The sequence below is a fragment of the Microbacterium alcoholitolerans genome (assembly GCF_050408615.1).
Classification (GTDB): domain Bacteria; phylum Actinomycetota; class Actinomycetes; order Actinomycetales; family Microbacteriaceae; genus Microbacterium.
Genome location: NZ_JBNTKD010000003.1, coordinates 72,506 through 99,371 on the forward strand (window position 1 = coordinate 72,506; position 26,866 = coordinate 99,371).

Below are 26,866 nucleotides of genomic sequence, written 5' to 3' on the forward strand. Positions count from 1 at the left end.
CGGTTGTCGCCCGCGGTCACCGGTAGTCGGTCACACCTGTGTCGGGCAGCTTCCGCATGAAACCGAAGGGATTTGTCGGTTCGTGGGCGTGAGGGGCACCCCTTATGGATGTGACAGAGAACATCCGCACAGGTGCAATCCACGTGGGGCTAGCGTGCCGCCCGAGCCGCGTTGACGACGTCGTTCGCGTCGGAGACGTCGACGGCCAAGTGCTTGCTGATGAGTTCCAGCTCGGAGTCCTTCCAGCTGGTGCGCCCGCGCATGCGCTGCCCGAAGGTGACGACGTTCAGGCCGAGCATGTCGATCAGCTGCGCCTGAGTCGTGATCTCGGGGGCGCCGGCACCACCGGCGATGCTCTGGCGGAGACGCTCAGCGAAGACGCTGGTATCGACGACGCCGGCCGGAAGCAGCCGCGGCCGGCGTCCACTCGTGGACGGGCCACGGTTCGATCGACGAGTCATGAACTCATCGATGGCCGCGGGGGAGTACAGCGGAGAGCGTCCGCTGTACCGCTCAGGGCGGGGGAACAGATCGTTCTGCGTGCGGAGCTTGTAGACGGCGCCGACGGAGATCCCCAGCCGCGCCGCCACCTGCACGCTGTCGAGGAGGTCGGGTTCGCTCATGTTCACGAATATAACCTCCACGCGGACACGGGGCGACACGCGGCCAGCTGCAGCGGATCAGGAACTCAGTTCCGTAACCTCGTTCCCATGACCCCCACCAATGTCAACGAGATCCGCCAGGAACTCCAGGCAGTCGCCGTGGAGCTCGCAAAGCAGAAGCAGGTGATCGATCGCCGCGATGAACTCATCGAGTTAGCCCGATCGCAGGAACCACCGATGACCCTGCGCGAGGTCGCGCAGCTACTCAAGATGACCGAGCGCGGCGTGACGAAAGCCCTCAACTCCTACCGCGAACGTCACCAGTCGTTGGCCTCCTGATTCCCCGGATGCCACCCGCTCGCGTGAAAAATGCTTGCAATTTTCAATATTTCTTGCCTAATATAACGTCTATGACGAATCGAGAGGAGGCCCAGCTGTGAACGAAATCGACTACCGCCCCAAGCCGTGGACTCCGAAGGAGATCCTCACGATCTGGGTCGACCAGGCCTCTGGCCGTGGCGTCACGCAGGGCGGGGCGCCCGTGCGCCCGGTCATCGGCGATCGCCGCAAGAACCCGAACCTCACGGACCTCCTTGATACCGCGGCGTCCTACGGCGCGAACCGCATCATGCTCACCGGCAAGCGCCCGGAGCCTCAGCCCGGTATCCGGCACTGGCTCTACGTGCAGACGCCCCGATGGAAGCCCGGTTCCCACTGGATCAGCGACCCGCCCACGGGCCGGTTCCAGCACGAGAGCACCGGCTTCAAGATCGAAGTCCGCACCGCCGAGGAATGGTTCGACGACGCCCCCCTGAGCCCCGCACAGGCGCGAGAGGCCTGGGACACGGTCGCCGCCATCATCCGCTCCGCAGACGAGCGCGCACGGCTCTTCAACAGCCCTGCAGCCACCGGTACGAACCTGTGGGCGCTGTCCCTGCCGAAGACCATCAACCCGGTTCCCGTCGACCCGGACATCGCGTCAGAGATCCACGCGACCAGCGGCCAGCACCACTACGACCATCTCGTCGCCGGTGCCAACTTCAGCCGCCACGAGGACTGCATCCCGCTGATCGACCCCAAGCAGCAGAAGAAGATCAACGCCTTCGCCTACGTCGACGGTCGGTTCATGTACGCCGGCGTCGGCCGCGAACTCGGCATCGGCCCCGCCAAGAGGCTCAACCGGGCCGCCGCCTACGAGCTGCTCGAGCAGGATCCCTACGCTCGTGCCCGCTTCCACGTGCGCTTCACCGTCCCCGAGAACTGGAACCACGTCGGCCTGCTCGCCGTGAAGCATCAGAGCGTCGCCGAGGGCTGGTACTACCCGAACCGACCCGACGCCACCGCCGACACCTGGGCGGATGGGTCCGAGATCCACGTCGCTCGCGCGTTCGGCTGGCAGATCGACCCGCTCGAAGCGATCGTCTTCACCAAGGCCCGCCCCCTGGACACCTTCACCGACCGCATGACCCGCGCCCGCGCGAAGGTCGCCGAGAACCGCGAGCTGCACCCCCTGATCCGCCAGGCGGTCATGGCAGCGCTCCGCTCGATCGTGCTGCACTCGATCGGAGCGTTCGCCGCTGGGGGACGGGACGAAACCCGCGTCGCGGAGAACCTCTTCGACATCCCCGCCGAGTTCCAGAGCGCAGCCGTCCGACAGGGCAAGCTCTGGATCTTCAACGTCCCCTCCAACCCCAACTCCCGCACATCGAGCTTCTACCACCCCGAACTCGCTGCACAGGTCTGGGGCCGCGCCCGCGCTCGAGTACTCCACGGCCCCAGCGCCCTCGGCAACGGCACCTCCGGGGCGCTCCGCCTCGACCCCTCCACTCTCATCGGCATCCAGGGTGACGCCGTCTTCACCACCGCGCTGCCCGCCTGGTCTCTCCCGGTGAACAGCGGCGGTGGCGACGATGGCAAGACCGGCCGCCTCCGCCTGCAGGGCTATGCCCGAGGCACCTTCCAGACCCCCGAAACCCTCAAGCAGCGCGCCGCGCTCAAGACCCGCGCCGAACGCGCCGGGCTCTCCGAGGCACTCGCCGACGGTGAGGTGGCCTGATGGCTGACGAGAAGCGCAGCGCACAAGACCTGGTGCGGATCCTCCGCGGCCGCGGCATCACGATGACCGAGCTGGCGGGGGAGCTTCACCGCTCGCCCCGAATGGTGCGCAAGATCCTCAACGGCGAAACCTCCGGTGCCCTGTACCGCGAGACGCTCGAGGAGATCGCCAACACCGGCCGCGCCACCAAGGTGCCGCCGCGTCGACGCCAGAAAGACGGCACGCTGATGCGGATCCGCGGCAAGGCAGCGGACGGCGAAAAGACGATGGTCACCCCGGAAGACCCGGGCGGGAAGTACACCACGGAACGCCAGGGAGGCCGGGCACAGATCTCCACCGCCTTCATGTCCGAGGGCGGCCGGATCATCGAAGCCCGCATCCCGAAGGGGAAGACGGCGAAGGGCCGCACGGTCGCGAACGAGCAGCTGGTGCAGCTGGTCCGCAACGCCGCGAAGGGCCAGGCCGGGAACAAGCAGAAGCAGATCACCGCCCGCGTGACCTTCGCCAACGGTCGACGCATGGAAGTGAACACCTACAACGCTTCCACGATGCTCAAGCGCATCAAGGAAGACGGCGGCGACACCCTCGGCTGGCTCGCGCGAGAAGCCGGAAACCGCTACGTGAACCTCGACACCACCGACGTGCCGATCACCGGCGTCACACTCAACGTCGTCACCGTCCCGAAGACGGAGGCCTACCAGCGCGAGTCCGCTGCCGGTCGCACCCGCCGCACACGAACTCTCACCGAGGCCGAGAAGCAACGCGCCAAGCAGAAAGCACAGCTCGAAGCCTCCAAGCAGCGCCGCCGCGGCGGACGACGAGGGGCCGAATGATGACCATCGCGAGAGGAGGGGATGCACGTGGCTAGCACTGGAGCTGCAGGAGCAGACAAGCCCAAGCGTCGAGCACCCCTCAAGCCCGTCCCTCGTCCCGTAGAAGACGAGGCCGTCGAACCAGTCGACGAGACGACCGAGGACGCCTCCACATCGCCCCGCGTCGGCAAGAAGCGCGGCCCCTACAACGTCCAGCGCATCGAGAAGAAGCCCGTGACCTACCGGCTACCCCCAGACGTCATCGAGTACATCGACCAGGCACGCGACGAAGCAGCAGCCCGCGGCGATCGCCTCACCAAGGACGAAGCGATCACCATGGCAGTGCGCGCGTTCTGGGGCGGAAAACGTCAGCGTCGACGCTGAAAGGATCATGATGACCAGTGAGAGAGACGCGGAGGGCTTGAACGCTTTCGAACGACTAGTAGAGCAGCGGCGAGCCGCGGCACCGCTCCTACCCCGACAAGAGGTGCAGGAGTGGATGAACAGCGACCTCGATCTGCATTCGATGAAGACCCTTGGCCAAAGTGCTCCGCGTGAGAACAGAACGAGATTCGGACAGTTCCTCGATCAGGCCGAGGAGCCCAACGAGATCTCCGCGCACGAGCATGCAGCAGGCCTCGAGCCCCAGTAAGACGATGAGTCAGAATCGGACTCACGTTCCGAAGATCGTCACACCGACCATGTCGTTGAGACCAGGGAAGACGTTCTGATCCACCCGGATCGCAGCCTCGACGAGCGCGTCCAGACCAGCGTCCGCTGCCGCGATCGCGAACTCGTGATCGGGGGCCACGTTCGTCGGCCTCGTGCCGACGGTGATCATGTCGCGGCCGGCGGCGTCCTGCTTCACCATCGAGTGCTTCGGCGTGCCCCCGTCTACGGTCTGCGGCCGCCACTGATGGAAGTTCACGCCACGGATCTGCATCAGCCCATCCCACCGAGGATCCTGCACAAGATCATCGAGCGCAGCCACGATCTCATCCACAGCTGACGGCCCCGCAGCGCTCGCCGCCTTCTTCGCGTTCGTGATGAGTCGGGATCCGAGCGCTTCCCAGGCGTTGCGATCGTCCGAGAACGGAGGGAAGGACTTCGCCTTCGAGTAGGCGTCTTCGATGATCGGTCGCGAGTCGACATGCAGCCACAGCATCCGCAGCAGTACGTTCCCCAGTCCGTGAGCTGCGCCAAGCGCCCAATACGTCACCATCTCGGCATGAGCTCGGACGGCCATCACCTCTTCGGGCGGTGCCGGTACTCCAGATTCCCGCTCCGTCGGCCACCGCCGTGCATCGCGGCTCGCGGCGAGCGCGAGGGCGATCTGTTCGCCGCTGGCGCCCATGCGGCCCATGATCTCGGTGACGCGATCGGTGGCCCAGCGTGCGCCGTTCCATTGGGTGCTGATCGCTGCAGAGGGGGCGTGTACCGCGGTCATCTGCACTTCTCTCGCGACGTCGGCGATATGGGTGTCGCGGGGTGTCTTTGTCACCTTGGAGGGGTCGGGAGTGAGGGAGAAGATCGCCATGGCGGCGAGGGAGCCCTTTTCCTGCTGCGGTTCGCTCATGTCGGAACGGTACTCCCAGGCGTTTGTCGCCGCTGTGATGGGGCGAGGGTGCGCCGATAGGGTGTGCGCATGGCTCGAAGGATCATTCACCAGCTCGTCGACGACCTCGATGGGATGCAGCTCGAAGACGGTCAGGGCGAGACGGTTAGGTTCGGTCTCGATGGCAAGGCTTACGAGATCGACCTGAGTGCAGAGAACGCGGCCGCGCTGCAGGAGGCACTCGCCCCGTTCGTCAAGGCCGGTCGTCGGCAGGGTGGATCTGGGGCTCCTCGTCGACGCAGCTCGAGCAGAGATCTCGATGCGATCCGTGCCTGGGCTCGGGAGAACGGATACGAGGTCGCAGATCGTGGCCGGATCTCCGGCGACGTCGAGAAGGCGTACAACGCCCGCTAGGCCCTCCAGCGAGCCTCTGACGCTCTACCGCGCCTCTTCGCGCACGATGAGCCGTCCAGGGCGCTGATCGCGCCGTGCGGGGCGTCTGTGGCCTGTACTAGCGTGCGAGGCATGTGCGGCCGCTTCGCTCTTTCAGATTAACCGGGAAGTGTCGTCATCGGATGCAACCCGTCAAAAACTGTTGTTCATCAGGTTTTCTCTCTAGTTGAGCTGTCCGAACTGCGACTTTGTGTGAGAACTCTGGGGGGAGGTCGTTCGCCGAATCAGTCAGCGTGGATCGCAGGATGCGTGGCGTCGGCCTCTCTGACGCGATTTGCGTCGCCGTAATGGGAACACCATTACGGACAGATTCTCCATGAGGCCATTCATCTTTAGTTGCATCAATGATGCAACTAGTGCAACATGGATCGCGTGGATTTGGGTTATGGAGGCGGCGTGGAATCGCCGTTGCGGCTGGCTGGCAACGTCGTCGTCCTCGATGAGGAGAAGTTTGTCTTCGAAGCGATGCTGGATGGATGGGCTGATCAACAGGCCAGCCGGGGGCTACAGGCGATTACGATCGAGCGGCGGCGCCAGTTCATCCAACGCTTCACTGACTACTGCTCGGCATATCCGTGGCGGTGGGAGCCGAGAGATCTCGAGGACTATACGAGTCGAGCTCGGTCAGGCTCCGCTCCGCTGAGCAGGTCCACGCTTCGGAGCTATCAGCTCACCGTTCGGTGGTTCTGTGACTTCATCACAGACCCGCGCTACGGCTGGCAGGCGGAGTGCGTCACTCGATTTGGTTTGGCACCTCAGCAGATCTGCCACGAATGGAACACCTTCTCGCATCTGCTGGACTATGAAGGCACGCCTGCCCGAAGGGCTCTCACCTTCGATGAACTGGAGCGGTTCTTCGAAGCCGCTGACGCGCGGGTGGAGACCATTGTCCGGGCAGGTAAGAAGGGGGCGCTCAGTGCGCTCCGTGATGCGCAGATGTTCAAGACCATTTATGCCTTCGGGCTGCGTCGAGCCGAGTGTATCTGGCTCGACGTCCCTGACCTGCGCTCGAACCCGTCCGCCACTCGGTTCGGTTCCTTTGGGGCACTTTACGTTAGGCACGGGAAGGGCACGCGGGGTACAGGCCCCAAGAGGCGGACCGTTTTGACGCTGCCCGAGTTTGACTGGGTCATCGAGGGTCTCACACAGTGGGTGGACCTGGGGCGGCCGCGCCTGCTCGACGACTGGGAGACGAGTGTTCTTTGGCCGACGGAGCGCCGCACGCGGGTCAGCCCTCGCTACTTGAACGTGCGGTTCGCCGAACTTCGCGATGAGGCAGGGCTGCCCGTCGAAATCACCCCGCACGCCCTTCGGCACTCGTATGTGACGAACCTCATCGAGTGGGGGTACAGCGAGAAGTTCGTCCAGGACCAGGTCGGGCATGCGTATGCGTCGACGACAGCCATCTACACATCGGTCGGCGACGACTTCAAGAACCGGGTGCTCGCCGAAGCACTGCAACGGAACACAGGGGGACAGTGATGATGAGCTCAATCGATTGGCACCTGCGTGCACGGATGGCGGAAGCCGGGATGTTCCAGACTACCGAGCTGATCCAGCCTCTACGAGAACAGGGAGTCGACCTGTCGCGTGAGCAGGTTTACCGGTTGGTTACGCGATCTCCGGAGCGGCTAAACGTTGAGGTGCTGGCCGCGCTGTGCCGCATCTTCGGCTGTCAGCCGAATGACCTGATCACGGTGACGGCGCAGCCGGTTATCGGTAGAAAGACAGGATCCGCCCGCGGTCAGACTGACACCGGGATCGGAGACCTGCGGCCGGTTCGCGCGCGACTGCACCGTCCCTCTGAATCCGGTCGATGACCGAGAGAGCCTCAACGAGGCGGTGTGACCGCTGTGGGCGCGCGACGAAGGCGCTCTACTCGCTCCTCGGTGGACGAATTTGCAACGTCTGCTACAGCGCACTCCGTCGGAACCCGTCGGAGTGCCCGTCCTGCGGCGAAATCCGTGTACTTGCATTCGTTGCCAGCAACGGGGTGATCACGTGTGCGACCTGCGCCGGGGAACCGTCGAGATTCGCTTGCAGCACTTGCGGGAGCGAGCAGTTTCTGACTGGCTCGCATTGCGGCCGGTGCCGGCTGCAGCATCGTTTGGATGAGATAGTCGGGCCCGACGCTTCGGCTCCCGAGGAGCTGCAGCGACTACGGCACTATCTCGTTGCTGCCGCTATCGATCCGCGGTCAGTTGTGAAGTGGCTGAGACGCCCCCACGTCGCCAGAACACTGACGGGAATGGCGAACGGCAGCCTCTCCGTCGGGCATGAGGTCATCGACCTGCTTCCTCAGAAGGCATCGACCCGCTACTTTCGTCGGCTGCTCATCACCGCGGGCGTCCTACCCCCGATCCATGTCCTGCAGCATGAACTCACCACGTACGTCTCGAGCGTTGCAGCCACGCTCGAGCAGAACTCCGCTAACACGCTGCGCCGCTTCTACCGCTGGGAACTCTTGCCGAGGCTGCACCGGCGATATCGGGACCGAGGGCGGGATCTGTCCGTCGGGACTTTCACGGTCAACCGGGGCCAGATCCGGGTGATCGCACGATTCCTCATGTGGCTTTACGAGCGAGGTTTGGCAGTCCTAGAACTCGATCAGGCGACACTCAACCACTACACCGCACGCAACTCGGGCCGCGAGACCGTGTACCACTTCGTCCGTTGGGCGATGAGTTCCGGGCTGGCTGGCGGTTTGATCACCTTCGAACGCACACCGACAACACCCTTGGCCGTCGTCACCGAAGACGAGCTCTGGAGTGCCATCGACCTCCTCGTCGAAGGCGACGACATCGAGCGAGAAGTTCGCATTGTCGGGCTCTTCACGCTCCTCTATGCCCAGCCACTCGAACGCTCGGTCAGCCTGACGCGAGATCGCGTGAGCGTCTCCGACCAGCACGTGTCCGTGCGATTCGGCAGCACTCCGATAGAGCTCGAAAGCGGTGTTGGTGAGCTCGTGCGACTGCATCTCACCGCGCCGCCACGTCGAGGCTATGCGGTCGGCGACTCGGAATGGGTGTTCGAGGGGATGTCTCCCGGTGCGCACCTCACCGCGGCGTACATTCGCTTTCGTCTCCGAGAACTGGGGATCAACGCTCGGGTGTCACGCGAGACTCGAATGAACCTACTTGCGATGCGGATGCCGGCCGCTGTGATGGCGGATGTCGTCGGCGTCGTGGGTGCGACCGCCGATCGGCGAAAGGAGCGTGCCGGCGGTGTCTGGTCGCAGTATCCGGACCTGCGGGCATAGGGCAAGGAGGCTTGGAATCTCAAATCTCGTCGTCGTCGAGGATCTCGTCGACGAGGTGGATGCCGCCAGAGGAATTGGCGGAGTTCATGAGCTGGTGGATCCACTCCATGTTGAGTGTGACGGGTTCGGGCTCGTCGAATACGAATCTGAGGGGGATGGAAGGGTGGATCCAGATGGCGGAATATCCATGGTCCCGTCCTTCGGGGTGCTTCCAGGTGAGGGTGAAGCTCTCCTGCCGCCGTAGTTTGGTGGCTATCACGACCTTGAGGTGTGTCAGCGCGCGATCATCGATCAGTATTGGTTCGACCGCGCCGCCGTAGTGGAGGCTTCCCATGCTTTGACAGTACCGCTGTGAGCGAGGAACCGCGGTCGCGTCTCGGTCAGCGCTGTGTCTTCATACTGTTGCGGTGTGTAGTTGGGCGAGGGTGTGTTCAAGTGCTTCTACGAGGAGGGCGCGGGATACCTGGAGCAGTTCGGTGACGTGGGAGGTGGTCGCCCGGTAGAAGACCTGGCTTCCTCGGCGTTCGGAGATGACGAGGTTGTGTCGTCGGAGCACGGCGAGGTGCTGGGACAGGTGCGAGGGTTCGATGTCGACGTCGTTGATGAGGGCGCTGACGGACACCTCGTCGGTCGCGCTGACGATCTCGAGGATACGGACGCGAACAGGGTGGGCGAGCGCTTTGAAGAGGTTGGCCTTGACCTCATAGAGAGGTCTCTCAGCGCCGAGGGGGTTAGGCATGGTGATCCTCATTTGTGTGTGCGGTCGCCGGGGCAGGGGCTGCTGGTCGTCCGTGTTCGGTCGGTGCGGGTGATGTCATCGTCTCATTCTCTCGGGGGTCTCATTCTCTCGGTGTGTCTGACGTTGTGTGGCTGCGTCGGACGTGGCTGCGGGCGTGTTCGACGGCCTCGGAGAGGTGAGTGAAGAGGTGGTTCTGGTGGCGGAGTGCGGCGATGACGCCGACGCGGGTTGCGACGCGCAGATGCCGGTCTTGGACGCCTTTGATGAGGACGGTGATGCCGCGGCGCTCGAGGGAGTGCACGAGTTCGGTGATGACGCGGGCACCGGTGGCGTCGAGGACTTGGAGTTGGGAGAGGCGGAGGATGACGACGGAGACGTTGCTGATCTTGTTGATCTCCTCCGTCATCCGGTCGGCGGCGCCGAAGAAGAGCGCCCCGTCGAGGCGGAACAAGGCGATCTCGTCGTCTTCGGGGGCGGACGGGGCGGGAAGTTCTTCGCGGTGAACGCCTCCGGAGGCGGCGAGTCCTCGGAGGGCGAAGAAGGCGGCGGCGATGATGCCGATTCCGACGGCGATGATGAGATCGAACGACACCGTGACCACGGCGGTGGCGATGAACACCGTGGCGTCGGATTTGCTGGCGGTGATGACGCTGCGGACGGTGGCGAGGGAGATCATCCGGGTCGCGGTGACCATGAGCACCCCGGACAGCGCGGCGAGCGGGATCTGCGCGACTGCCGTCGTGGCCAGGTAGACGACCGTCAACAGGACGAGACCGTGGATGATGGAGGCCGCACGGGTGCGGGCGCCGGATCGGACGTTGACGGCGGTTCGCGCGATCGCACCGGTGGCAGGCATCCCGCCGAAGAATCCGGAAGCGACGGAAGCGAGGCCCTGGCCGACGAGTTCCCGGTCAGCGTCGTAGGGGCCGGTGTCTGAGATCGAGGCTGCTACCCGGGCGGACAGGAGCGATTCGATTGCGGCGAGGGCTGCGATCGTGAACGCGGGTCCGACGAAACTCGTCAGGCTAGCCGCATCGATCTGCGGTAATGCCGGCGCGGGCAGGGAAGACGGCAATGCCCCGATGCGGTCCAGCGGCAGATCGGCGATCACCGCGATCACGGTGACGATGATGATCGCGAGGATGGAGGCGGGAAGTTGCCGGTGAAGCTTGGGGAGGTAGATCATCACGGCAGCGACAGCGATGACGACGCCGAGCGCCCACGCCGCTTCGGTCCAGGTCGTCGTTCCGACTGCTTGGACAGCGGAGACGAAGGCGTTGCTGCTGGGACCGGGCTGTGAACCGATCGCGGCGGGCACTTGTTGGAGGAAGATGATGATCGCGATACCGAAGGTGAACCCCTCGATGACGGGCCAGGGTATGTATGACACCATCCGCCCGAGCCGGAACACCCCCGCGATGAGCACAATGATCCCGCCCAGGACGCTCACGACGGCCACCGCCTCTGGACCATGAACAGCGATGATCGGCCCGAGGACGACGACCATTGCGCCCGTGGGGCCGGAGACCTGCACGTTCGACCCGCCGAAGACGGCGGCGACGATGCCGGCGACGATCGCGGTGATCAGCCCCGCCTCGGCTCCTGCGCCGGAGCTGACTCCGAACGCGAGCGCGAGGGGAAGGGCGACGATGCCGACGGTGATTCCGGCGACGAGATCGCCGCGCCAGGATCTGCGCAGCGATCGATAATCCGATGCGTGCGGAAGCAGCAGCCCGATCGAGCGAGAGAGATTCATCTACGCCCCTTCGGCGTCATCGTGTGCGAACGTACGAGACCGCAAGGGCCTCCTGTCGATTTTCATGAGTTTCTCATGCCATCATTCCACAGGGTTGCGCCGCTCCATTGGTGTTCGGTCTCGGGAGCGGGTGCGGCACTGACTTGGCGCAGGGTGGACAGGACGGCGGAGGGAATGCTCTGGGCGACGCGCGCAGCGATGGGTGTGTGCCGGAGGGCGAGGTACCAGAGGCTGGCGAGATGGAGGTGGCTTTCTCGGGTGTCGATGACGGAGTGTCCGCTGGCGGGGGTGAGGCCCATGTCCAGCAGTTGTTCGGTGGCTTCGGAGAGAGTCTCGCTCAGGATGGCCGCGTTGGCGTTTCCGGTGCGATCGGCGACGAACTGCAGGCTTTCGGCGAGGGCGAGGAGTTCTCCGGTGCTGTCCCAGCCGAAGTGTCCGGTTTCTTCGAATGCGCGCGTAAGTGTGGGGGCGGTGCCGCCGGCGCCGGTTTCGAAGACGCGGCCGCCGCTGAGGAGCGGGACGACGGAGAGCATCCGTGAGGAGGTTCCGAGTTCCATGATCGGGAACAGGTCGGTGAGGTAGTCGCGGAGGAGATTGCCGGTGACGGAGATCGTGTCTTCGCCGCGGCGGATCCGCGCTAGCGAGTAGTCCATTGCTTCCTCCGGCGGCAGGACCTGGATATCCAGTCCGTCCGTGTCCTCGCGTTTCAGGTACGCATGAACGATTTCGCTGAGTGCGGTGTCGTGTGCGCGTGTGGGGTCGAGCCAGAACACGGCGGGTGTACCGCTGGCCCGGGCACGTGTGACGGCCAGGGTCACCCAGTCGCGGATGGCGACATCTGTGGTCTGGCAGGCTCGCCAGATGTCTCCGGTCGCAACGTGATGTTCGAGGAGGATCTCTCCCGCCGCGTTCGTCACCTGAACGGTGCCGGTGCTGGTCATCTCGAAGGTCTTGTTGTGGGAGCCGTACTCTTCGGCCTTCTGTGCCATGAGTCCGACGTTCGCCACGGATCCGAGGGTGGCTGGGTTGAAGGCGCCGTGGGTGCGGCAGTCGTCGATGACCTTCTGGTAGATGCCGGCGTAGCTCGAGTCGGGGATGACGGCGAGGGTGTCGCGCTCGAGGCCATCGGGGCCCCACATGTGCCCGGAGGTGCGGATCATGGCCGGCATCGATGCGTCGATGATCACATCGTTTGGGGCGTGCAGGTTCGTGATTCCTTTGCCCACGTCGACCATTGCCAGGGCGGGTCCGTCATCGATCCCTTCCTGGAAGGCTCGGGGTATCTCGGCACCATTCGGCAGCGCGTCGAGGCCGCTTAGGAGCGAGGCGAGCCCGTGATTGGGTGTGTACCCCGCTGCGGCGAGCTCGGCGCCGTGGCGGTCGAACACTGCCGGGAAGAATGCTCGGATCACGTGCCCGAAGATGATCGGGTCTGAGACCTTCATCATGGTCGCCTTCAGGTGCACAGAGAACAGCAGGTCCTCAGCCTTCGCACGCTGGATCTGATCGTCGAGGAACGCACGTAGTGGACCGGCACGCAGCACGCTCGCGTCGACGACCTCTCCGGTGAGGACAGGAACCGAGCCTCGCAAAACGCGGGCGCGGCCCGTGTCATCGATGAACGTGATGGTGAGCAGATCGTCTGCCGGCGCCACCCAGGTCTTCTCGTTCGCACGGAAGTCGTCACCATTCATGGTGGCGACGCGAGTGCGGGAGTCTGGGCTCCACCTGCCCATGTGATGCGGATGTTTGCGGGCGTAGGACTTCACCGACTGCGGGGCCCGACGATCCGAGTTTCCCTCTCGCAGCACCGGATTCACGGCGCTGCCTTTCGTCTTCCCGTACCGCCGCCGCACGTCGCGGTCCTCGCCCGTGACGATCGAGTCGGGGTAGTCGGGCAGGTTGAAGCCCTGCGCCTGCAGGTCGGCGATCGCAGCCTTGATCTGCGGGACTGACGCCGACATGTTCGGCAGCTTGATGACGTTCGCGCGCGGGGACGACGTGAGCTGTGCGAGTTCGACCATCGCATCAGGGCGATGCTGGGCCGGGCTGAGCCGCTCGGGGAACTGGGCCAGGATCCGTGCCGGGAGCGAGATGTCTCGGGCTTCGACTTTCACGTCCGCGAGGGCTGCGAAGGCCTGTACCAAGGGGAGCAGTGTGAGGGAGGCGAGACGGGGAGACTCGTCCGTCAGCGTCCAGATGATCTTCATGAATTCCCATCACGACCCGACCACGCGCTGCACCAGGCATGTCCAGGTCGCCGTCGTTGGTTTATGATTTGACAAACTCATCATTTCACACTGCGGCCGCCTCATACTCCACGTGGGGCCCGCACACGAGACCCAGGAGCGCAGATGGCCGTCATCATGCAGTTTCTTCTCACCATGATCTTCCTCGTCGGGGGGATCTTCCTCGTCGGGATCGCCCAGGAGGCGCCGGCGTTCAACGCCCTGATCTTCATCGGGGGCATCCTGTCGATCTGCCTGGCGTTCTTCATCCCGTTCACCGTCGCGCGGCGCGGCATGAGGTGAGCGTGACCCGTCGGCGGCGAAAGGACAGCACATGATTCCCCAAGAGACCGCCAACCTCTATGTGTGGCGGATCGTCGTTTTCACGGTGAACGGGCGAACGGAATGGGTACCGACTTTCGTGTTGGAACCACAGGAGTGGCTGACGCTGCAGACACGCGACGGCGAAGCACGCAATACTTGGGTTGCGTCGCTGCTGGGTGCGGGGTTCGGTCTTGTTGTCGACCCGAATCTGGGACGTATCGCCCAGGACGCGCCCCGCGTGGCGTCGACGGCAGCGACCATGGATGTCGCACGCGACGGCACCGCGCGGATCGGTGGCACCCTTCCCGATGCAGTGTGGAAAGTCACCGTGGATGCACCGATCGACTCCCATGACCCGGAAACCGCCGCCATTCGCCGTCTCCTCGCCACCCGCCGGGACATCCTGATGATCACCGGCACCGGACTGCAGATCAACGAATCCACCTGGGCCCTGGAGGGCCTCAACGATGCCGTTGATGCGGGGACAGTGGTCGCTGGCTGGGTACCCCTTTCCGCGCGGCCCCTGCACTGAGGCACGCGTCATTGACGCGAGCCACACCATCGAACATCCCGCCTGTGCCCTGCAGGACTGAGCAAGAGAGGGCCTGCCTATGCGCCGAGCACGCGTGCAGCACGACCACCATGCCCCGGCCCACCCGCCGTTCCGCACCCGGGCGGGCGATCGCGTCCGCGTTGACGGTGACACCGACGACGTGTCGTTTGTGCATGTGAGTACCACCAACGGCAAGGGGCGGATTCCGGTCCGTTACCTGAGCGCCGCGCGACCTGACGCGACGGTTCTGTTCAGCTACGACACGACGGAACTTCCTGTGGTGGCTGGTGAGGTCGTCACCGTGATCATCGACGACCCCGCCAGCAGGCAAAGCTGGTGTCAGGATCGGAGCGGCGCTGCCGGCTGGGTGCCGTATGACGCCTTCGGCGTGACCTGACACGGAACCGCGCGGCCCAGATCGTCACAGCCACGCCTCCGGGTTTACGAAATGATCAATTCATCAAAATAGCTAGTTCTTTCGACCCGATCTGGCCACGCCCCCTACGTGCAGCCGGTAAGTCTGGAAGAAAGCGAAAGGAAGCCCGATGCGTTCTGCCCTTCCCTCCATCCCCACCGGTGCCCACGATTGCGACCTCTGGGTTGCCGAGGTCGCCGCGCTGACACGGCCGGACCGGGTCGTCTGGTACTACGACACCCCGGATGAGCGTGCGGCTCTGCTCGCGCAGAGCGTCGCGGACGGGAAGCTGATCAAGCTCGACCCGAATCGCCGGCCCGGCAGTTACCTGGCCCGCTCCGACGCGGGCGATGTCGCCCGTGTGGAGGCGCGCACGTTCATCTGCTCCGAGTCGGAAGCTGATGCCGGGCCGACGAACAACTGGCGTGACCCCCAAAGCATGCGCACGGAGCTCGCGGCACGATTCGCGGGAGCGATGCGGGGGCGAACCATGTTCGTCGTCCCATTCTCGATGGGCGTCGCTGACAGCTCCTTGGCCCGGTACGGACTCCAGGTCACCGACTCCGCCTACGCGGCACTGTCAATGGGGATGATGACGCGGGTGAGCCGTGACGTGCGCACCCGCATCGACGAGGGCGCGCACTGGGTGCCGACCGTGCACAGCGTGGGCGCACCGCTCGCCGACGACGACACCGACACGACCTGGCCCAGCAACACGGACAAGTACATCGCCCATTTCCCGGAGACCCGCGAAGTGTGGTCCTACGGTTCCGGATACGGCGGCAACGCACTGCTGGCGAAGAAGTGCTTCGCGCTGCGGATCGCGAGCGTCCTCGGCCGGGACGAAGGATGGCTCGCTGAACACATGCTCCTCGTCCGCCTCACCTCACCCGAAGGACGCCCCTTCCACATCGCCGCGGCCTTCCCATCCGCGTGTGGGAAGACGAACTTGTCCATGCTGCAGCCAACACTGCCGGGGTGGAAAGTCGAGACGCTCGGCGATGACATCGTCTGGATGAGGCCCGGCGGAGACGGACGAATGTGGGCGATCAACCCGGAAGCAGGATTCTTCGGCGTCGCCCCAGGAACCGGCCCCGGTACCAACCCCGTCGCGACGCAGATGATCGAACGCGACACCATCTTCACCAACGTCGCCCTCACCCCAGAGCGGGACGTGTGGTGGGAAGGACTCTCCCCGGCCCCCGCCGAGCTCACCGACTGGCAGGGGCAACCGTGGCAGCCCGGTGCAGGCACCCCGGCCGCGCACCCGAACTCCCGTTTCACTGTCTCCGCCAGCGCGTGCCCACTCATCGCAGACGAGTACTTCTCCGGCCGGGCTGTGCCGCTCGACGCGATCCTCTTCGGCGGACGCCGCGCCACAACCACACCTCTCGTGGTCGAGGCATACAACTGGGATCACGGCGTATTCATGGGCGCCACGATGGCGTCAGAGCAGACCGCGGCCGCGGAAGGCACCGTGGGCCGGGTGCGGCGCGACCCGTTCGCGATGCTCCCCTTCTGCGGATACAACATGGCCGACTACTGGGAGCACTGGCTGACGATCAGTGAACAGCTTGACCCGGCACAGGCTCCGCGGATCTTCCAGGTCAACTGGTTCCGCCGCGGCGAGAGCGGGGACTTCCTCTGGCCCGGTTTCGGGGACAACGCCCGCGTGCTGGCGTGGATCTGCCGTCGCGTGGCCGGGCAGGTTTCCGCGAGCTCGTCACCGGTCGGGATGCTGCCGACCCTGGACGACCTCGACGTCGAGGGCCTCGATCTGACCGACGAAGCGCGAGACCAGCTCCTCGCCGTCAACGGCGCGGACTGGGCGGCAGAGACCTCGTCGATCGACAAATGGTTCAACGGATTCGACGGACACGTCCCGACCCGGATCCTCGAGCAGCTCGAGCAACTCGCACAGCGCCTCACCGCGGTTCATGAGTCCGGTGCGAAGACGGTGGCCGGCCGGTGACAAGCTCGCGGCGGGGCGTCAGGTGAGCCTTTTGCGCATCTTCGCGGACACTGTCTCGTAGCCCAACGATTCGTAGAGGATGCGTGCACGGAGATTACTGCCGAACACGTTGAGCCCGAGCGTGTGCGCGCCGTGGGACCGTGCATATTCCTCGCCCAGGAGCATCGCGTTGCGCCCGAAACCGCGACCATACTTATCTGCATCGATCTCGATATCCCACACCCACCATGCGCCCGGATCGTCGCTCGTGTCCGGACCGATCCACAGGTAGCCCACGGCGGCATCGTCCGTGTCCACGACGTCGAAGACCACATGCCCAGGAGCAGGAACGTCAGCGGGGAACGCGCGGTCCATGCTCGCCGCAGCCAGCCGATTGGCCTCTTCTTGCGTGTTTCCCGCCGTGACGAGATCTTCCGCGTAGGCGTTGCGGCTGCGCGCCAACCATGCGGGGAGGAGAGCGCGATCCAGTGGGCGAAGAGTGACAGGCATGGGGTGAACTCCTAGGCGCGGGTGAGGACGAGTGCGGTGTTGTGTCCGCCGAAACCGAACGAGTTCACGACAGCCGTTTCCGCCTGTGTGGGTCGCTTCTCGTTCTGCACGACATCGAGATGAATGTCGGGATCGACCTGCTCCACGTTCGTCGTCGGAGGGATGACCCCGTTGCGCAGCGCGAGTACCGTGACGATCGCGCTCAGGGCGCCCGAGGCGCCGAGCAAGTGACCGGTCATCGACTTCGTGGACGTCACGGGTGCCTCGATCCCCGACGCGATGATTGCTTCGCTCTCGTGCACGTCGCCGGCGGGAGTGGAGGTGGCGTGAGCGTGGACGAATCCCACATCTGCCGGCTTCATGCCTGCCGCCCGTAGCGCGAGGCGGATTGTGCGCGCCTGGTTCGCCGGGTCAGCGCCGACGATGTCGTCGGCATCCGAGGTGGTGGCCGCACCGTCCAGATAGCCGTGGATCATTGCGCCTCGTGCCCGGGCAAAGTCCTCGCGTTCCAGAACGAGCATCGCCGCCCCTTCGCCAAGCACGAACCCGTCACGTGAGGCATCGAACGGACGGGACGCCCGTGTCGGATCCTCGTTGCGTTTGGATAGCGCCCGCATCTGCGAGAACGACGCCATGGTGAGCCCGGTGACGGCAGCCTCGGCACCGCCCACCAGCACGACATCCGCCGTCCCGGAGAGGATCATCTCGCGTCCGGTTCCGATGGCTTCCGACCCGGACGCGCAGGCGCTGACCACAGTGCGGGCCCCCGCCTTCGCCCCGATGTCGATGGACAGCCAGGCCGCGGGGCCGTTGGACATCAGCATCGTGATCGTGTGCGGAGATACCCGACGAGACCCGGACGCCGACAGCACCTGCTCCTGCTCCAAGGTCGCGGTGATCCCGCCCACCCCGGTTCCCACCGCAACGCCCAGGCGATCTCCATCGACGTCGGGACGGCCTGCGTGTTCCCACGCTTCACGTCCCGCAACGAGCGCGAGCTGCTCGACACGGCTCATCCTTCGCGATTCACGGACGGAGAGTCGCTCGGCGAACCGGTCGTCGACGAGGCCTGCGATGCGCACGGGAAGCTCCTGCGCCCACCGCGCCTCCAGGGCTCTCACCCCGGAGGTACCAGCGAGCAGCGCCGACCAGCTCGAGGCGGTCTCGAGCCCGACGGGCGTTACGGCTCCAAAGCCGGTGATTGCGATGCGCATCAGCGTTGTGCTCCTTCGTGGGGTAAGCGGATTCAATTCGCCAGCAGGGGCGGAGTTCTAGGGTCGAATGATGCGCTGAGCGACCGGGCGACGCACCAATCGAGGACGCCCCGGCTCACTCGGACGGCTTGCGCTGGTGCGGACGGGCTACTCACGACCTAGGGCGGTTGCCGTCCGCGGCGTCAGGCGTCGGATGGGGGTGCGGATGAGTTGGCCGGCATACGCGAAGCCGCCGCCGAAGCCGAACAGGAGCGTGAGTGCATCCTCGGGGATCCGTCCGGCATGCCACCATTTCGACAGGCCCAGCGGGATGCTCGCGGCCGAGGTGTTCCCGGACTCCGTGACGTCCGTGAGGACGATCTTGTGTTCCAATCCCAGCTTCTTCGCGAGAGGTTCGATGATGCGCAGATTCGCCTGGTGGGCGGCGAGGACGTCGATGTCGTCGGGTGTGTACCCCGCACGTTCGATGACAGCCCTGGCATGGGTGGCAGCCTCGGAGATCGCCCACCGGAACACGCTCTGACCGTCTTGCTCGAACCGATCGGTGGGTGCTTGGATGCGAACAGTGTCGACCATGCGCGCCGCGGATCCCCAGGAGACCGCGCTGATCCGTGGCGAGTCGCTTGCGGTGACGACCATCGCCCCGGCACCGTCAGCGGTGAGAATGCAGGTGCTGCGGTCCGTCCAATCCGTCACCGCGGACAGCTTCTCCGAGGCGATGACGAGCGCAGCGGTCGCCGTGCCCGTGCGGATGGCGCTGTCCGCAATCGCCAGCGCATGACAAAACCCCGAGCAGGCCGTGTTGATGTCGATGATTGCCGGGGCGCTCGCACCGAGGGCGTGAGCGACTCTCCCGGCCGTATTGGGTGTGCGGTCAGTGGCCGTCGTTGTCGCGACGATGACGAGATCGACCAGGTCGATCTCGACCGTGGCATCAGCGAGCGCGAGCCGGCCGGCCTCAACCGCCATGTCGGCCACCGTTTCCGTCTCGGCGGCGAGGTGTCGAGTGACGATCCCGGTGCGAGCACGAATCCACTCATCGTTGGTGTCCACTAACCGGGCGATGTCATCGTTCGTAACCACGTCCCTAGGCTCGAAATGGCCGAGCCCCACCACTTGTGATCCTGCGGAACCAATCGGCAGCTGCATCGCGACTCCAAGCAAAGATTATGTGTTCGCGCCCGGCATCCGCGGCCGAGCAGCGTGAAGGTCAAGCCTTCTTTACCAAGCTGGACTTCAACAGCATCGCACCGAAGCCATCGACCTTGCAGTCGATGTCATGACCGTTGACCGGATCGATCAGGCGGATACCGCGCACTTTCGTCCCCGCTTTGATCCCCGACGGTGAGCCTTTCACCTTGACCGACGTAGTCACGACGACCGAATCGCCGTCCGCGAGCACGTTGCCCACCGCGTCCTTCACAACACGCGAGGAATCCTCCGGCTCCGCGGCGACGTCCTCAGGGGCCCATTCGTGGCCGCACATCGGGCAGACCATCAGAGCGCCCATCTCGTAGGCGTGCTCACTGGAACACTCGGGACAGACAGGGACGACATCGGACATGCGTCGACTCTACCCTCGATGTGATGATTCCATCACATCGAGATATGAAACGTTCAGGCGCGATAGACTCCAGGTGAGCGGCCGCTCTGACGGTGATCCTTTCCGGTCGGATAGTCGCTGCGTTCACGGAGTTTCACTGGGCTCCTGCGACGCTGGGGGTTGGGTGGCCACGCCCTCGTTACCCAACCCCCACAACGCCACGAGACTGATCTGCACACCACTGTGCAATCGGTGGTGTTTGAAGTCTCCAAGCGAAACAGTCCGCCTGACCTCGGGGCGGCTCAACCGCTGCCTCCGCACGAGACGGTGCACGCCTGTCGCGCAGGCCCACGACCTTTGTCGGCCCGCAACGCACCAATGTTCGTGCACTTGACGACCGTTATACCTCGCCACTGCGCCACATCTGCCGGAAGTCGGCACGGCGACGGATCACGAAAGGACACACCCCGGATGCCGTTCGCGAAGCAAGCAGTCCGAGCGAAACGCCGCTTCGCCGCGCTGCACCCCATCTACGCCGAGTCATTCCATCTCCTCGCAATCGTGGCCGGGGCAGCATGTGTCGCGGTAGGGCTGGAGTTCTTCCTGGTCCCCAACGGACTCCTTGACGGTGGCATCACCGGGGTCGCGATCTTGCTCTCGAACGCGCTCGGCTGGCCGTTGGGCGCGTTGCTGGCCGTCCTCAACACACCGTTCATCGCGCTCGCCTGGAAATACAGCGGATGGAAGAATGCCGCCCGCACGACAGTGGGGGTCGCGGCACTTTCCGGCCTCACGTTTGTGTTTCACCACAGCCAAGCCGTGACCCAAGAATTGGTGCTCGCGCTTGGATACGGCGGCGTGCTCCTAGGTATTGGCGTAGGAATTGCGCTCCGATACGGTGGCGCGTTGGACGGCATCGAGAGTCTCGCCCACGTTCTCTCCGAACACGCATCCATGGACATCGACAAAGTCATCCTCGTCTTCAACTTTGCCCTGTTCGTGGTCGCAGCATTCGTGGTTTCCCCCGACCGAGCCATGGCCTCGTTCCTTCTCTTCTACGTGGTCGTCGCGCCGATGGTCTCCAAAATCACGGGTTCGACGAGCTACAAGACCGTGCAGATCATCACCGCTGAAGGTGTGCAACTCGCACAAGCATTGAAGAGCGAATTCAAACAGCGAGTCCTCATCGGCGAGAAGACCAAGGCAGACGGCAGCACCATCTCCACGGTCACCACATACATCCCAAAACTCGAAGAGAGCCTCCTCCTCGAACGCATCGAAGCCATCGACCCTGACGCCTTCGTCATCGTTAACGACGCAACCACGCTGATCGGCTTCACCAGCGAATAGCGCGGAGAATCTTTGAAGCCATCCTGCCGTGGAGACGCGGCGACGGCATTCATCGTCAACTGCCCCCAGCACGCAGCGGCAGACATCGAAACGTGCCAAATAGTACCCTCACGAATACTTCCCTCCGCCGACACCGTCAACGAGCAGATCACTGAGTTCGTCACGGAAACCGGTCGGCGCCCGGATGAGTGGTCGCCGGATTGGGAATCCAGCTACAACATCGCTCCTACGCAGGACATCCCGATCCTGCTCGATTCGGCGAAATCGGGTGAGCTCCGGTTCGAGCGTGCGCGGTGGTCGCTGGTGCCGTCCTGGTCGAAAGAGCTCAAGGTCAAGTTCGCCACGCATAACGCGAAGGCCGAGGGCATTCTCGAGAAGAACACCTGGCGAAAGCCGGTGCAGTCCCACCGCGCGATCATCCCTGCGCACGGGTTCTTCGAATGGACGGGAGAGCGCGGATCCAAGCAGCCGTGGTTCATCCATCACCCAGAAGGGCAGCTGCTCGGGTTCGCGGGCCTCTACAGCTGGTGGGTCGATCGCACCGCCGCGGAAGACGACCCCGACCGATGGAAGCTCACAGCGACGATCCTCACGTCGGATGCGGTCGAAACGCTCGAGGGGATCCACGATCGCAACCCCGTGATCCTCCCGCAGCACATGTGGCTGCACTGGATGGACCCGACCATCGTGGGAACCCAGGAGCTCGTCGACGAAGCAGTCCGCGCCGGCGTCGCCGAAGCATCCAGCCTCGCCTTCGACCAAGTCGCGCCCTTCAAGGTCAGCGACGACGGGCCGCAGCTCATCACTCCGCTGCCTGCATGACCGGCTCGGCTCCGTCGCTATGGTGAGGGCATCACGCCAGTGAGAGATCGAGGGGGTTCGTGTTGGACGTCGCGAGAAATGATGCTGGAGATCTCGTCACCATCGAGATGATCCGAGGCCAGGCTTCGCCCCCAGCGTTGTGGTGCCCCGGGGAGCTGCCTGGGGGCGACGAGTGCGGCGCGAAGGTCCAGATCAAGGCCCTCAACAGCAAGGTGATGGCGGCGCACTTCGCCGCTCGGCACGCGCCGGGATGCGATAGCAGCTCTGAGCACTTCGAGGATCAGCCCGGCGACGCCGGCCACCAGGTCGACCAGGGCTTGCGGCCTGTCCGCTGGAAGATGCGACTCGGCGAATCAGGGCAGTCCCAAGGCCCTGACGGGCGGCATCGTCCTGACGACAACGCGGCCGGGAACAAGACTCGTCGACGGCGAGCAAATCCCGCGAACGGGCTCGAAGACACCGCCGACGACAAATCGTTCTCCACGCTGTTGCTGAACATCATCGCGAAGAAGATCCCGGCGAGCCTCGAACTCGTCATCGGGACGCGACCGCCGGAGCTTGCATCTTCCCTCATCGTCGAAGCAGCCAACGCGGACAAAGCGACCTACACGGATAGGTGGATCATCCTGTGGGGCCTGGTGAGAGACGTGCGCACCAGCGGATACGGCAGCCTGATCCTGAAGCTGAAGCGTGCAGCGGACGACGTCGCGATCCTCGTCGACAAGACGAACATGAACCGCCTCGGCATCGACAGCAGCACCAACCTCGTGGGACGTCACGTCATCGCCTTCGGCAGATACAACGTTCCGGACACCGACCGCCCCCATTTGCGCGTCGAAGACAGCGCGCTTGCGTTCAATCCGCGACTGCGACGATCGCTGCCGAAGGGTGAGTAGGGCTGGGCGGCGATGGTGTTCCTTGGGGTCGTGGGGGTAGGCGGTACTGTTCGATGGTGAGTTCTCGTCGTCAACGTCTCGTGGCGTGGCCGCCCGATGTTGAAGATGAGGTGCGGTACGGCCGGGACCATACTCATCTGCGATATTTCATCAGCTCGAGGATGAACGGCTCGCTCGATAGCGAGCGCAAGATTGCGGCTGCCACGGTGGAGCGGCTGGTCACTCATCGCGCATGGTGGTGGGAGAGGGATGCCCCTACGGGTGTTCTTCACTCGGAGCGGGAGTGCATCAAGTTTGCGGAAACGAGCGATGGCTTGATTCTCCTGGTAGCCGGCGAGCTGAGTGGGATCGTCTACTCGGAGTATCAGGCGGCGAAGAGGGCTACTGCAGAGCGATATATCTTCATCCGTGAGACAGAGGGTAAGGCGCTCCCAGCGGATGTGCAGAAGTTTGTTGAGCAGGAGCGAGACACCGCGGTCACGCGCAACTTCCAGAATGAAGCCGAGCTGGAGTCGCACTTGTATGCGGCGCTCATTCACACGGCTGTTCGCGCCGGTCGCGAAAGGCAAATCGAGCGGCACCGAGGGGAGGTGAGCAAAGGTGGTCGACCACGAAGATGGCGACGGTGATTGGCAGCTTCGGCCCGGGTGGGGCGAGCACATCGCGAAGGGTCTCGGTGCGGCGATTACGTCAGCGGATGAAGGGGCGTTGGTTCCTTTTCTGGACGAGGTAGAGGATCTGGTCGCTGCGGGCCATGAGGTCATGGCGATGCTGATCGCGCAATCAGGCCTGTATCGGTCGCTTGTCGGCCGAGTGACTGATAAGGATTTCGACGTTGCGTCTCTGAGGGACAGCGCGGTCCTCGAACAACTTCTGGAGCAAGCGTCGACCACGAAAGCTCGATCGAAGCTCCTCGCACGTGCCCTCGGGGCGGTGGCCAGAATTGACGTCGAGGATCGAGCGTTCGAGCGTGCGCTGTCGCTGTTCTTGCTCGCAGCGTCAATCTGGGACGAGGCAGGTGACGAAGAGAAGAGAGCTGTTGCTCTTCTGCGGGCAGGAGCGGCCGCGTACCAGCTCGATGACCCAGCCTCGGGGCTTGAGTACTCGGATGCGGCTCGGGAGATTTTCCTTCGCCTTGGCGATGACGATCGGGTGTTCGCATCAACGCTGAACCTGATCCATATGGCAAGCGCCGTCGGTGACGAGGAACACGCTGAAGCGCTGTTGGAGCAGGCACGCTCATTCGCGCGTGGACGTCGAGATGCTCACATCACCTCGAGCGTGAAATTGGAAGAAGCGATCCTCCGAGGGACGGGCGGAGATCACCGACGAGCTGGCGCTCTCTTCCGTGACGTCTATCGTTCCGCGATCCGTCGGGCCGACATCGGGCAGGCCCTTATTGCAGCCCGGAACCTTGCTGTCGTGGCAAGCGACCAGTCAGCGACGGCTCGTGAGGTTCGTTGGTATCAGGTGGCGGTCGCGCACGCGCAATCATTGGGCGATCTGCGGGAGCAGCAGGAGTTGGAGCGAGCGCTTGGCATCGCCCTGATGCGCTCGGATCGGTTTCGCGAAGGGGTCGAGGCATTTGATCGTGCGATCGCGATCAATGAAGAGGCTGGGTGGGCTGTCGATGAGGCTCAAGCACGAGCAGACAAGGGAGCGGTGCTCCTTCAGAACTCGCTCGTGGAGGGGCTGAGCGAGTCCGAGTTCAATGACCTCACGCGTGCAGCAGCCCAGACACTCGACCAGGCCCGGATAGAACTCGAAGAGGTCGAAAATTTCGAGTGGGCTGCGATTGCCGTCCGAAATCTTCGTATCGCTTGGACGCTGAGGAAGGAAGAATCAGACGGAGCAGCTGTCCTCAGCGACGCGGCCGACACGGTTGCAACAGACGCGGAGTACAACGCCGAGGTGCGCCGTAACGCTGCCTGGCTTCTGCTCGCAGCTGGCGCAACGCAGGAAGGCGACAGCCGAGCTGTCCAATGGATCATCGATGCAGCGTCGACTTCGAACAATGTAGAGACGGCATGGACGCTCGCGAAGGAGGCGGCAGCGCTCGCAGATGATGGATTCACAATCGAGGCGCTCTCTGTCTACGACGCTGCCCTCGCGCTGATCTCCCCTGAGGAGGATCCATCGGCGTACGGGAACATGCTCAATGACTCCGTCGTCGTCATGAGCACGCTCGAAGAATTCGACGACGTTCGCACGCGACTCCTGCAGGTCGAAAGGATCGCACGCAACTCGCGCGACCGCGTCCTCCTCAGTCTCGCCCTCGCGAACCTCGCAGAGACGGCTATCCGAGCTGATGACACAGACAGTGCCAGGGCGTACCTGCTCGAGTGCATTGAACTCGCGACACAACTTGGGGATGATGCTCAAGCGGCTACCGCGCTCAGCAAGCTCTCCCACACCTACCTCGCTGAGGAAACTCAAGCCGAAGCAACACGACTCAGTGGTCAAGCACTCGAGCAGGCTCTCCGATCAGGCTCAAATGACGCCTGGTTGCACGCCAGAAGTGCTGTGGCGAGTGCGCAGTACCTCGTCGGAGATTATGAGGCCGCCTATTCCGGATGGAAGGCGTGTATCGACCGGGAAGACCTCGAGCACAGTGGTGAGCACCAGGCGTTCGCGTTGGACAGCCTCGCAGCCATAGGAAACTGGAGACGGTTCGACGCCGAGTTTACGAAGTTCGCGAGACGCGCTCAAAAGACACACACGCAGTTCGAGTTCGTCGAGAAGTTGCACCTCTCGGCTCTCACCTGGTTGCGGCAGGGGAACCCTCAAGCGGCGGGAAAGGTCATCGCGTACGGGGTCATGCTCGCCTTCGAAGCAGCGTCCGAGAACTACGGTGACAAAGGTCGGGTGCTCTCCTCAGCCGGTCAGGAACAGTCGCTCATCCGCGTGACCACAGCTCTCGGCGCAGCACACGCAGTGTTCGATCTGCTCGAGCTGCCAGAGAACAAGGTCCAATCAGTTCGGAAGGCGTTCGAGCGCACAATCCACCGGGTCGCCGGCGAATATGCCGATGAAGTACTTGAGACCGTCGACAGGATGATCAACGGCCAAGACGAGAGCCAGACCAGCTGACCCTCGGCCCGCTAGCCAGCGAGTTCGTCGACGTGGTCGATGAGTTGTGGCCAGGTGCGGATGGCGCGGATCCGCCCGGCAATGGTGATGACGGCCCACGGGGTGGGGGTGTGGAGTTCGTAGCGGCGTTGGCCGTAGATGGTCACTTCGATGCCGCGGCTGATCCAGGTTGTCGTGTGCCCGGGGGCGGTGTCGGCGATCGCCTCGAGGAGTTCGGCGATGCGCGGGTCGGCGGCGGGTGTGGTCACGCTGGTTCTTCTCGTGAGGAGTGGCTGAGGATGCGGGCTTGGACGAACGGGAGCAGTGCCGCCTTCTGAGTGGCGGTGAGACGGGCGAAGTGGGCGGCGAGGGTGTCGAGGGCCTGTTCGAAGGTATCGGGGATGCCCTGGAGTGCGTTCTGGGCGCGCTGGGCGGTGCGTGCGGCCTGCGCGTCGGCGAGGTCGTCGAGTCGCCAGGCCTCGATGTCGGCCGGGTTCGGCCAGGAGCCGACCACGCGGGGCGCGTTGGGGCCGTTCATGAGGATCTTGGTGGGGTCGCCGGCGGGCTGACGGATCTGGAAGATGGCGCCGACGGGGAGGCCCGCCTGGTACGGCTGGAATGCACCCTTGGCGGCGCCGAGGGTGTCGCTGGCGCCGAGCTCTCGGTACCAGTAGGCGATCTTCTGTCCGGTGAGGAGTCGCCGGCCGATGTAGACGACGCGTGATGCGCTGATGCTCATGGCTGTTTCCATTCACGGGT

At 64.2% G+C, this 26,866-nt stretch carries 29 protein-coding genes; 17 read left to right on the forward strand and 12 right to left on the reverse strand.

Annotated features, from left to right (window positions below):
- Positions 1-149: 149 nt before the first annotated feature.
- On the reverse strand, positions 150-623 hold the full coding sequence (locus ACQUSX_RS15680) for a helix-turn-helix transcriptional regulator (protein WP_428907878.1): 474 nt from the start codon (positions 621-623) through the stop codon (positions 150-152).
- Positions 624-710: 87 nt separating this feature from the next.
- Here ACQUSX_RS15680 and ACQUSX_RS15685 point away from each other — a divergent pair, with 87 nt between their 5' ends.
- The 4 genes from ACQUSX_RS15685 (at position 711) to ACQUSX_RS15700 (ending at position 3,854) form a co-directional block, all read left to right on the forward strand.
- Positions 711-941 carry a hypothetical protein gene (locus tag ACQUSX_RS15685; protein WP_017831574.1) on the forward strand — a complete coding sequence of 77 codons (231 nt, stop codon included), beginning with the start codon at positions 711-713 and terminating at the stop codon, positions 939-941.
- Between the two features lie 97 nt (positions 942-1,038).
- Positions 1,039-2,658 carry a hypothetical protein gene (locus ACQUSX_RS15690; protein ID WP_428907877.1) on the forward strand — a complete coding sequence of 540 codons (1,620 nt, stop codon included), beginning with the start codon at positions 1,039-1,041 and terminating at the stop codon, positions 2,656-2,658.
- Entirely contained in the window at positions 2,658-3,491 is an 834-nt protein-coding gene (locus tag ACQUSX_RS15695; protein WP_428907876.1) for a hypothetical protein, read from the forward strand. Before ACQUSX_RS15690 ends, ACQUSX_RS15695 begins: the two co-directional genes overlap by 1 nt.
- A 27-nt stretch (positions 3,492-3,518) precedes the next feature.
- The gene (locus ACQUSX_RS15700; RefSeq protein ID WP_144053129.1) at positions 3,519-3,854 is read left to right on the forward strand and encodes a hypothetical protein; all 336 of its coding nucleotides are present in this window, start codon (positions 3,519-3,521) and stop codon (positions 3,852-3,854) included.
- Positions 3,855-4,143: 289 nt separating this feature from the next.
- Here the strand turns inward: ACQUSX_RS15700 and ACQUSX_RS15705 are convergent, their stop codons facing one another.
- The gene (locus tag ACQUSX_RS15705; RefSeq protein WP_428907875.1) at positions 4,144-5,046 is read right to left on the reverse strand and encodes a hypothetical protein; all 903 of its coding nucleotides are present in this window, start codon (positions 5,044-5,046) and stop codon (positions 4,144-4,146) included.
- 69 nt (positions 5,047-5,115) lie between these two features.
- Between ACQUSX_RS15705 and ACQUSX_RS15710 the strand changes: the two genes are divergently transcribed.
- The 4 genes from ACQUSX_RS15710 (at position 5,116) to ACQUSX_RS15725 (ending at position 8,737) form a co-directional block, all read left to right on the forward strand.
- Positions 5,116-5,439: a histone-like nucleoid-structuring protein Lsr2 gene (locus ACQUSX_RS15710; RefSeq protein WP_428907874.1), complete on the forward strand. Its 324-nt coding sequence runs from the start codon at positions 5,116-5,118 to the stop codon at positions 5,437-5,439.
- 402 nt (positions 5,440-5,841) lie between these two features.
- Positions 5,842-6,960, forward strand: a complete 1,119-nt coding sequence (locus tag ACQUSX_RS15715; protein WP_428907873.1) for a tyrosine-type recombinase/integrase — start codon at positions 5,842-5,844, stop codon at positions 6,958-6,960.
- The gene (locus ACQUSX_RS15720) at positions 6,960-7,298 is read left to right on the forward strand and encodes a helix-turn-helix domain-containing protein (protein ID WP_428907872.1); all 339 of its coding nucleotides are present in this window, start codon (positions 6,960-6,962) and stop codon (positions 7,296-7,298) included. Before ACQUSX_RS15715 ends, ACQUSX_RS15720 begins: the two co-directional genes overlap by 1 nt.
- Positions 7,299-7,726: 428 nt before the next feature.
- Positions 7,727-8,737, forward strand: a complete 1,011-nt coding sequence (locus ACQUSX_RS15725; protein WP_428907871.1) for a hypothetical protein — start codon at positions 7,727-7,729, stop codon at positions 8,735-8,737.
- Positions 8,738-8,756: 19 nt separating this feature from the next.
- Here ACQUSX_RS15725 and ACQUSX_RS15730 read toward each other — a convergent pair whose 3' ends face one another.
- The 4 genes from ACQUSX_RS15730 to ACQUSX_RS15745 form a co-directional block, all read right to left on the reverse strand.
- Positions 8,757-9,071, reverse strand: a complete 315-nt coding sequence (locus ACQUSX_RS15730) for a DUF7882 family protein (RefSeq protein WP_428907870.1) — start codon at positions 9,069-9,071, stop codon at positions 8,757-8,759.
- A 60-nt stretch (positions 9,072-9,131) separates the two neighbouring features.
- Positions 9,132-9,476, reverse strand: coding sequence for an ArsR/SmtB family transcription factor (locus ACQUSX_RS15735; protein ID WP_428907869.1), 345 nt, complete (start codon positions 9,474-9,476; stop codon positions 9,132-9,134).
- A 100-nt stretch (positions 9,477-9,576) separates the two neighbouring features.
- Entirely contained in the window at positions 9,577-11,232 is a 1,656-nt protein-coding gene (locus tag ACQUSX_RS15740; RefSeq protein WP_428907868.1) for a SulP family inorganic anion transporter, read from the reverse strand.
- 62 nt (positions 11,233-11,294) lie between these two features.
- A complete protein-coding gene (locus ACQUSX_RS15745) occupies positions 11,295-13,442 on the reverse strand; it encodes an NADP-dependent isocitrate dehydrogenase (protein ID WP_428907867.1) in 2,148 nt (715 codons plus the stop codon).
- Positions 13,443-13,586: 144 nt separating this feature from the next.
- Here ACQUSX_RS15745 and ACQUSX_RS15750 point away from each other — a divergent pair, with 144 nt between their 5' ends.
- The 4 genes from ACQUSX_RS15750 (at position 13,587) to ACQUSX_RS15765 (ending at position 16,724) form a co-directional block, all read left to right on the forward strand.
- A complete protein-coding gene (locus ACQUSX_RS15750; RefSeq protein ID WP_428907866.1) occupies positions 13,587-13,763 on the forward strand; it encodes a hypothetical protein in 177 nt (58 codons plus the stop codon).
- A gap of 31 nt (positions 13,764-13,794) precedes the next feature.
- A complete protein-coding gene (locus tag ACQUSX_RS15755) occupies positions 13,795-14,316 on the forward strand; it encodes a hypothetical protein (RefSeq protein WP_428907865.1) in 522 nt (173 codons plus the stop codon).
- A 79-nt stretch (positions 14,317-14,395) separates the two neighbouring features.
- Positions 14,396-14,734, forward strand: a complete 339-nt coding sequence (locus ACQUSX_RS15760) for an SH3 domain-containing protein (protein WP_428907864.1) — start codon at positions 14,396-14,398, stop codon at positions 14,732-14,734.
- Positions 14,735-14,882: 148 nt separating this feature from the next.
- Positions 14,883-16,724: a phosphoenolpyruvate carboxykinase (GTP) gene (locus ACQUSX_RS15765; RefSeq protein WP_428907863.1), complete on the forward strand. Its 1,842-nt coding sequence runs from the start codon at positions 14,883-14,885 to the stop codon at positions 16,722-16,724.
- Positions 16,725-16,742: 18 nt separating this feature from the next.
- On the opposite strand, the gene ACQUSX_RS15770 is transcribed toward ACQUSX_RS15765, so the two are convergent.
- The 4 genes from ACQUSX_RS15770 to ACQUSX_RS15785 all read right to left on the reverse strand — a co-directional run bounded on the left by ACQUSX_RS15770 (position 16,743) and on the right by ACQUSX_RS15785 (position 19,991).
- Entirely contained in the window at positions 16,743-17,213 is a 471-nt protein-coding gene (locus ACQUSX_RS15770; RefSeq protein ID WP_428907862.1) for a GNAT family N-acetyltransferase, read from the reverse strand.
- An 11-nt stretch (positions 17,214-17,224) separates the two neighbouring features.
- A complete protein-coding gene (locus ACQUSX_RS15775; protein WP_428907861.1) occupies positions 17,225-18,427 on the reverse strand; it encodes a beta-ketoacyl-[acyl-carrier-protein] synthase family protein in 1,203 nt (400 codons plus the stop codon).
- A 147-nt stretch (positions 18,428-18,574) separates the two neighbouring features.
- Positions 18,575-19,576, reverse strand: coding sequence for a beta-ketoacyl-ACP synthase 3 (locus ACQUSX_RS15780; RefSeq protein ID WP_428907860.1), 1,002 nt, complete (start codon positions 19,574-19,576; stop codon positions 18,575-18,577).
- Positions 19,577-19,637: 61 nt separating this feature from the next.
- On the reverse strand, positions 19,638-19,991 hold the full coding sequence (locus tag ACQUSX_RS15785; RefSeq protein WP_428907859.1) for a zinc ribbon domain-containing protein YjdM: 354 nt from the start codon (positions 19,989-19,991) through the stop codon (positions 19,638-19,640).
- A gap of 450 nt (positions 19,992-20,441) precedes the next feature.
- Here ACQUSX_RS15785 and ACQUSX_RS15790 point away from each other — a divergent pair, with 450 nt between their 5' ends.
- From ACQUSX_RS15790 to ACQUSX_RS15810, 5 genes are all read left to right on the forward strand, one after another.
- Positions 20,442-21,320, forward strand: a complete 879-nt coding sequence (locus tag ACQUSX_RS15790; RefSeq protein ID WP_428907858.1) for a YitT family protein — start codon at positions 20,442-20,444, stop codon at positions 21,318-21,320.
- A gap of 12 nt (positions 21,321-21,332) precedes the next feature.
- A complete protein-coding gene (locus ACQUSX_RS15795) occupies positions 21,333-22,142 on the forward strand; it encodes an SOS response-associated peptidase (RefSeq protein ID WP_428907857.1) in 810 nt (269 codons plus the stop codon).
- Positions 22,143-22,204: 62 nt separating this feature from the next.
- Entirely contained in the window at positions 22,205-23,038 is an 834-nt protein-coding gene (locus ACQUSX_RS15800) for a hypothetical protein (protein WP_428907856.1), read from the forward strand.
- Positions 23,039-23,199: 161 nt separating this feature from the next.
- Entirely contained in the window at positions 23,200-23,667 is a 468-nt protein-coding gene (locus ACQUSX_RS15805) for a hypothetical protein (RefSeq protein WP_428907855.1), read from the forward strand.
- Positions 23,639-26,128: an ATP-binding protein gene (locus ACQUSX_RS15810; RefSeq protein ID WP_428907854.1), complete on the forward strand. Its 2,490-nt coding sequence runs from the start codon at positions 23,639-23,641 to the stop codon at positions 26,126-26,128. Before ACQUSX_RS15805 ends, ACQUSX_RS15810 begins: the two co-directional genes overlap by 29 nt.
- 11 nt (positions 26,129-26,139) lie before the next feature.
- Here ACQUSX_RS15810 and ACQUSX_RS15815 read toward each other — a convergent pair whose 3' ends face one another.
- Positions 26,140-26,376, reverse strand: coding sequence for a hypothetical protein (locus ACQUSX_RS15815; RefSeq protein ID WP_428907853.1), 237 nt, complete (start codon positions 26,374-26,376; stop codon positions 26,140-26,142).
- A complete protein-coding gene (locus ACQUSX_RS15820; RefSeq protein ID WP_428907852.1) occupies positions 26,373-26,846 on the reverse strand; it encodes a hypothetical protein in 474 nt (157 codons plus the stop codon). Before ACQUSX_RS15820 ends, ACQUSX_RS15815 begins: the two co-directional genes overlap by 4 nt.
- Between the last annotated feature and the right edge of the window lie 20 nt (positions 26,847-26,866).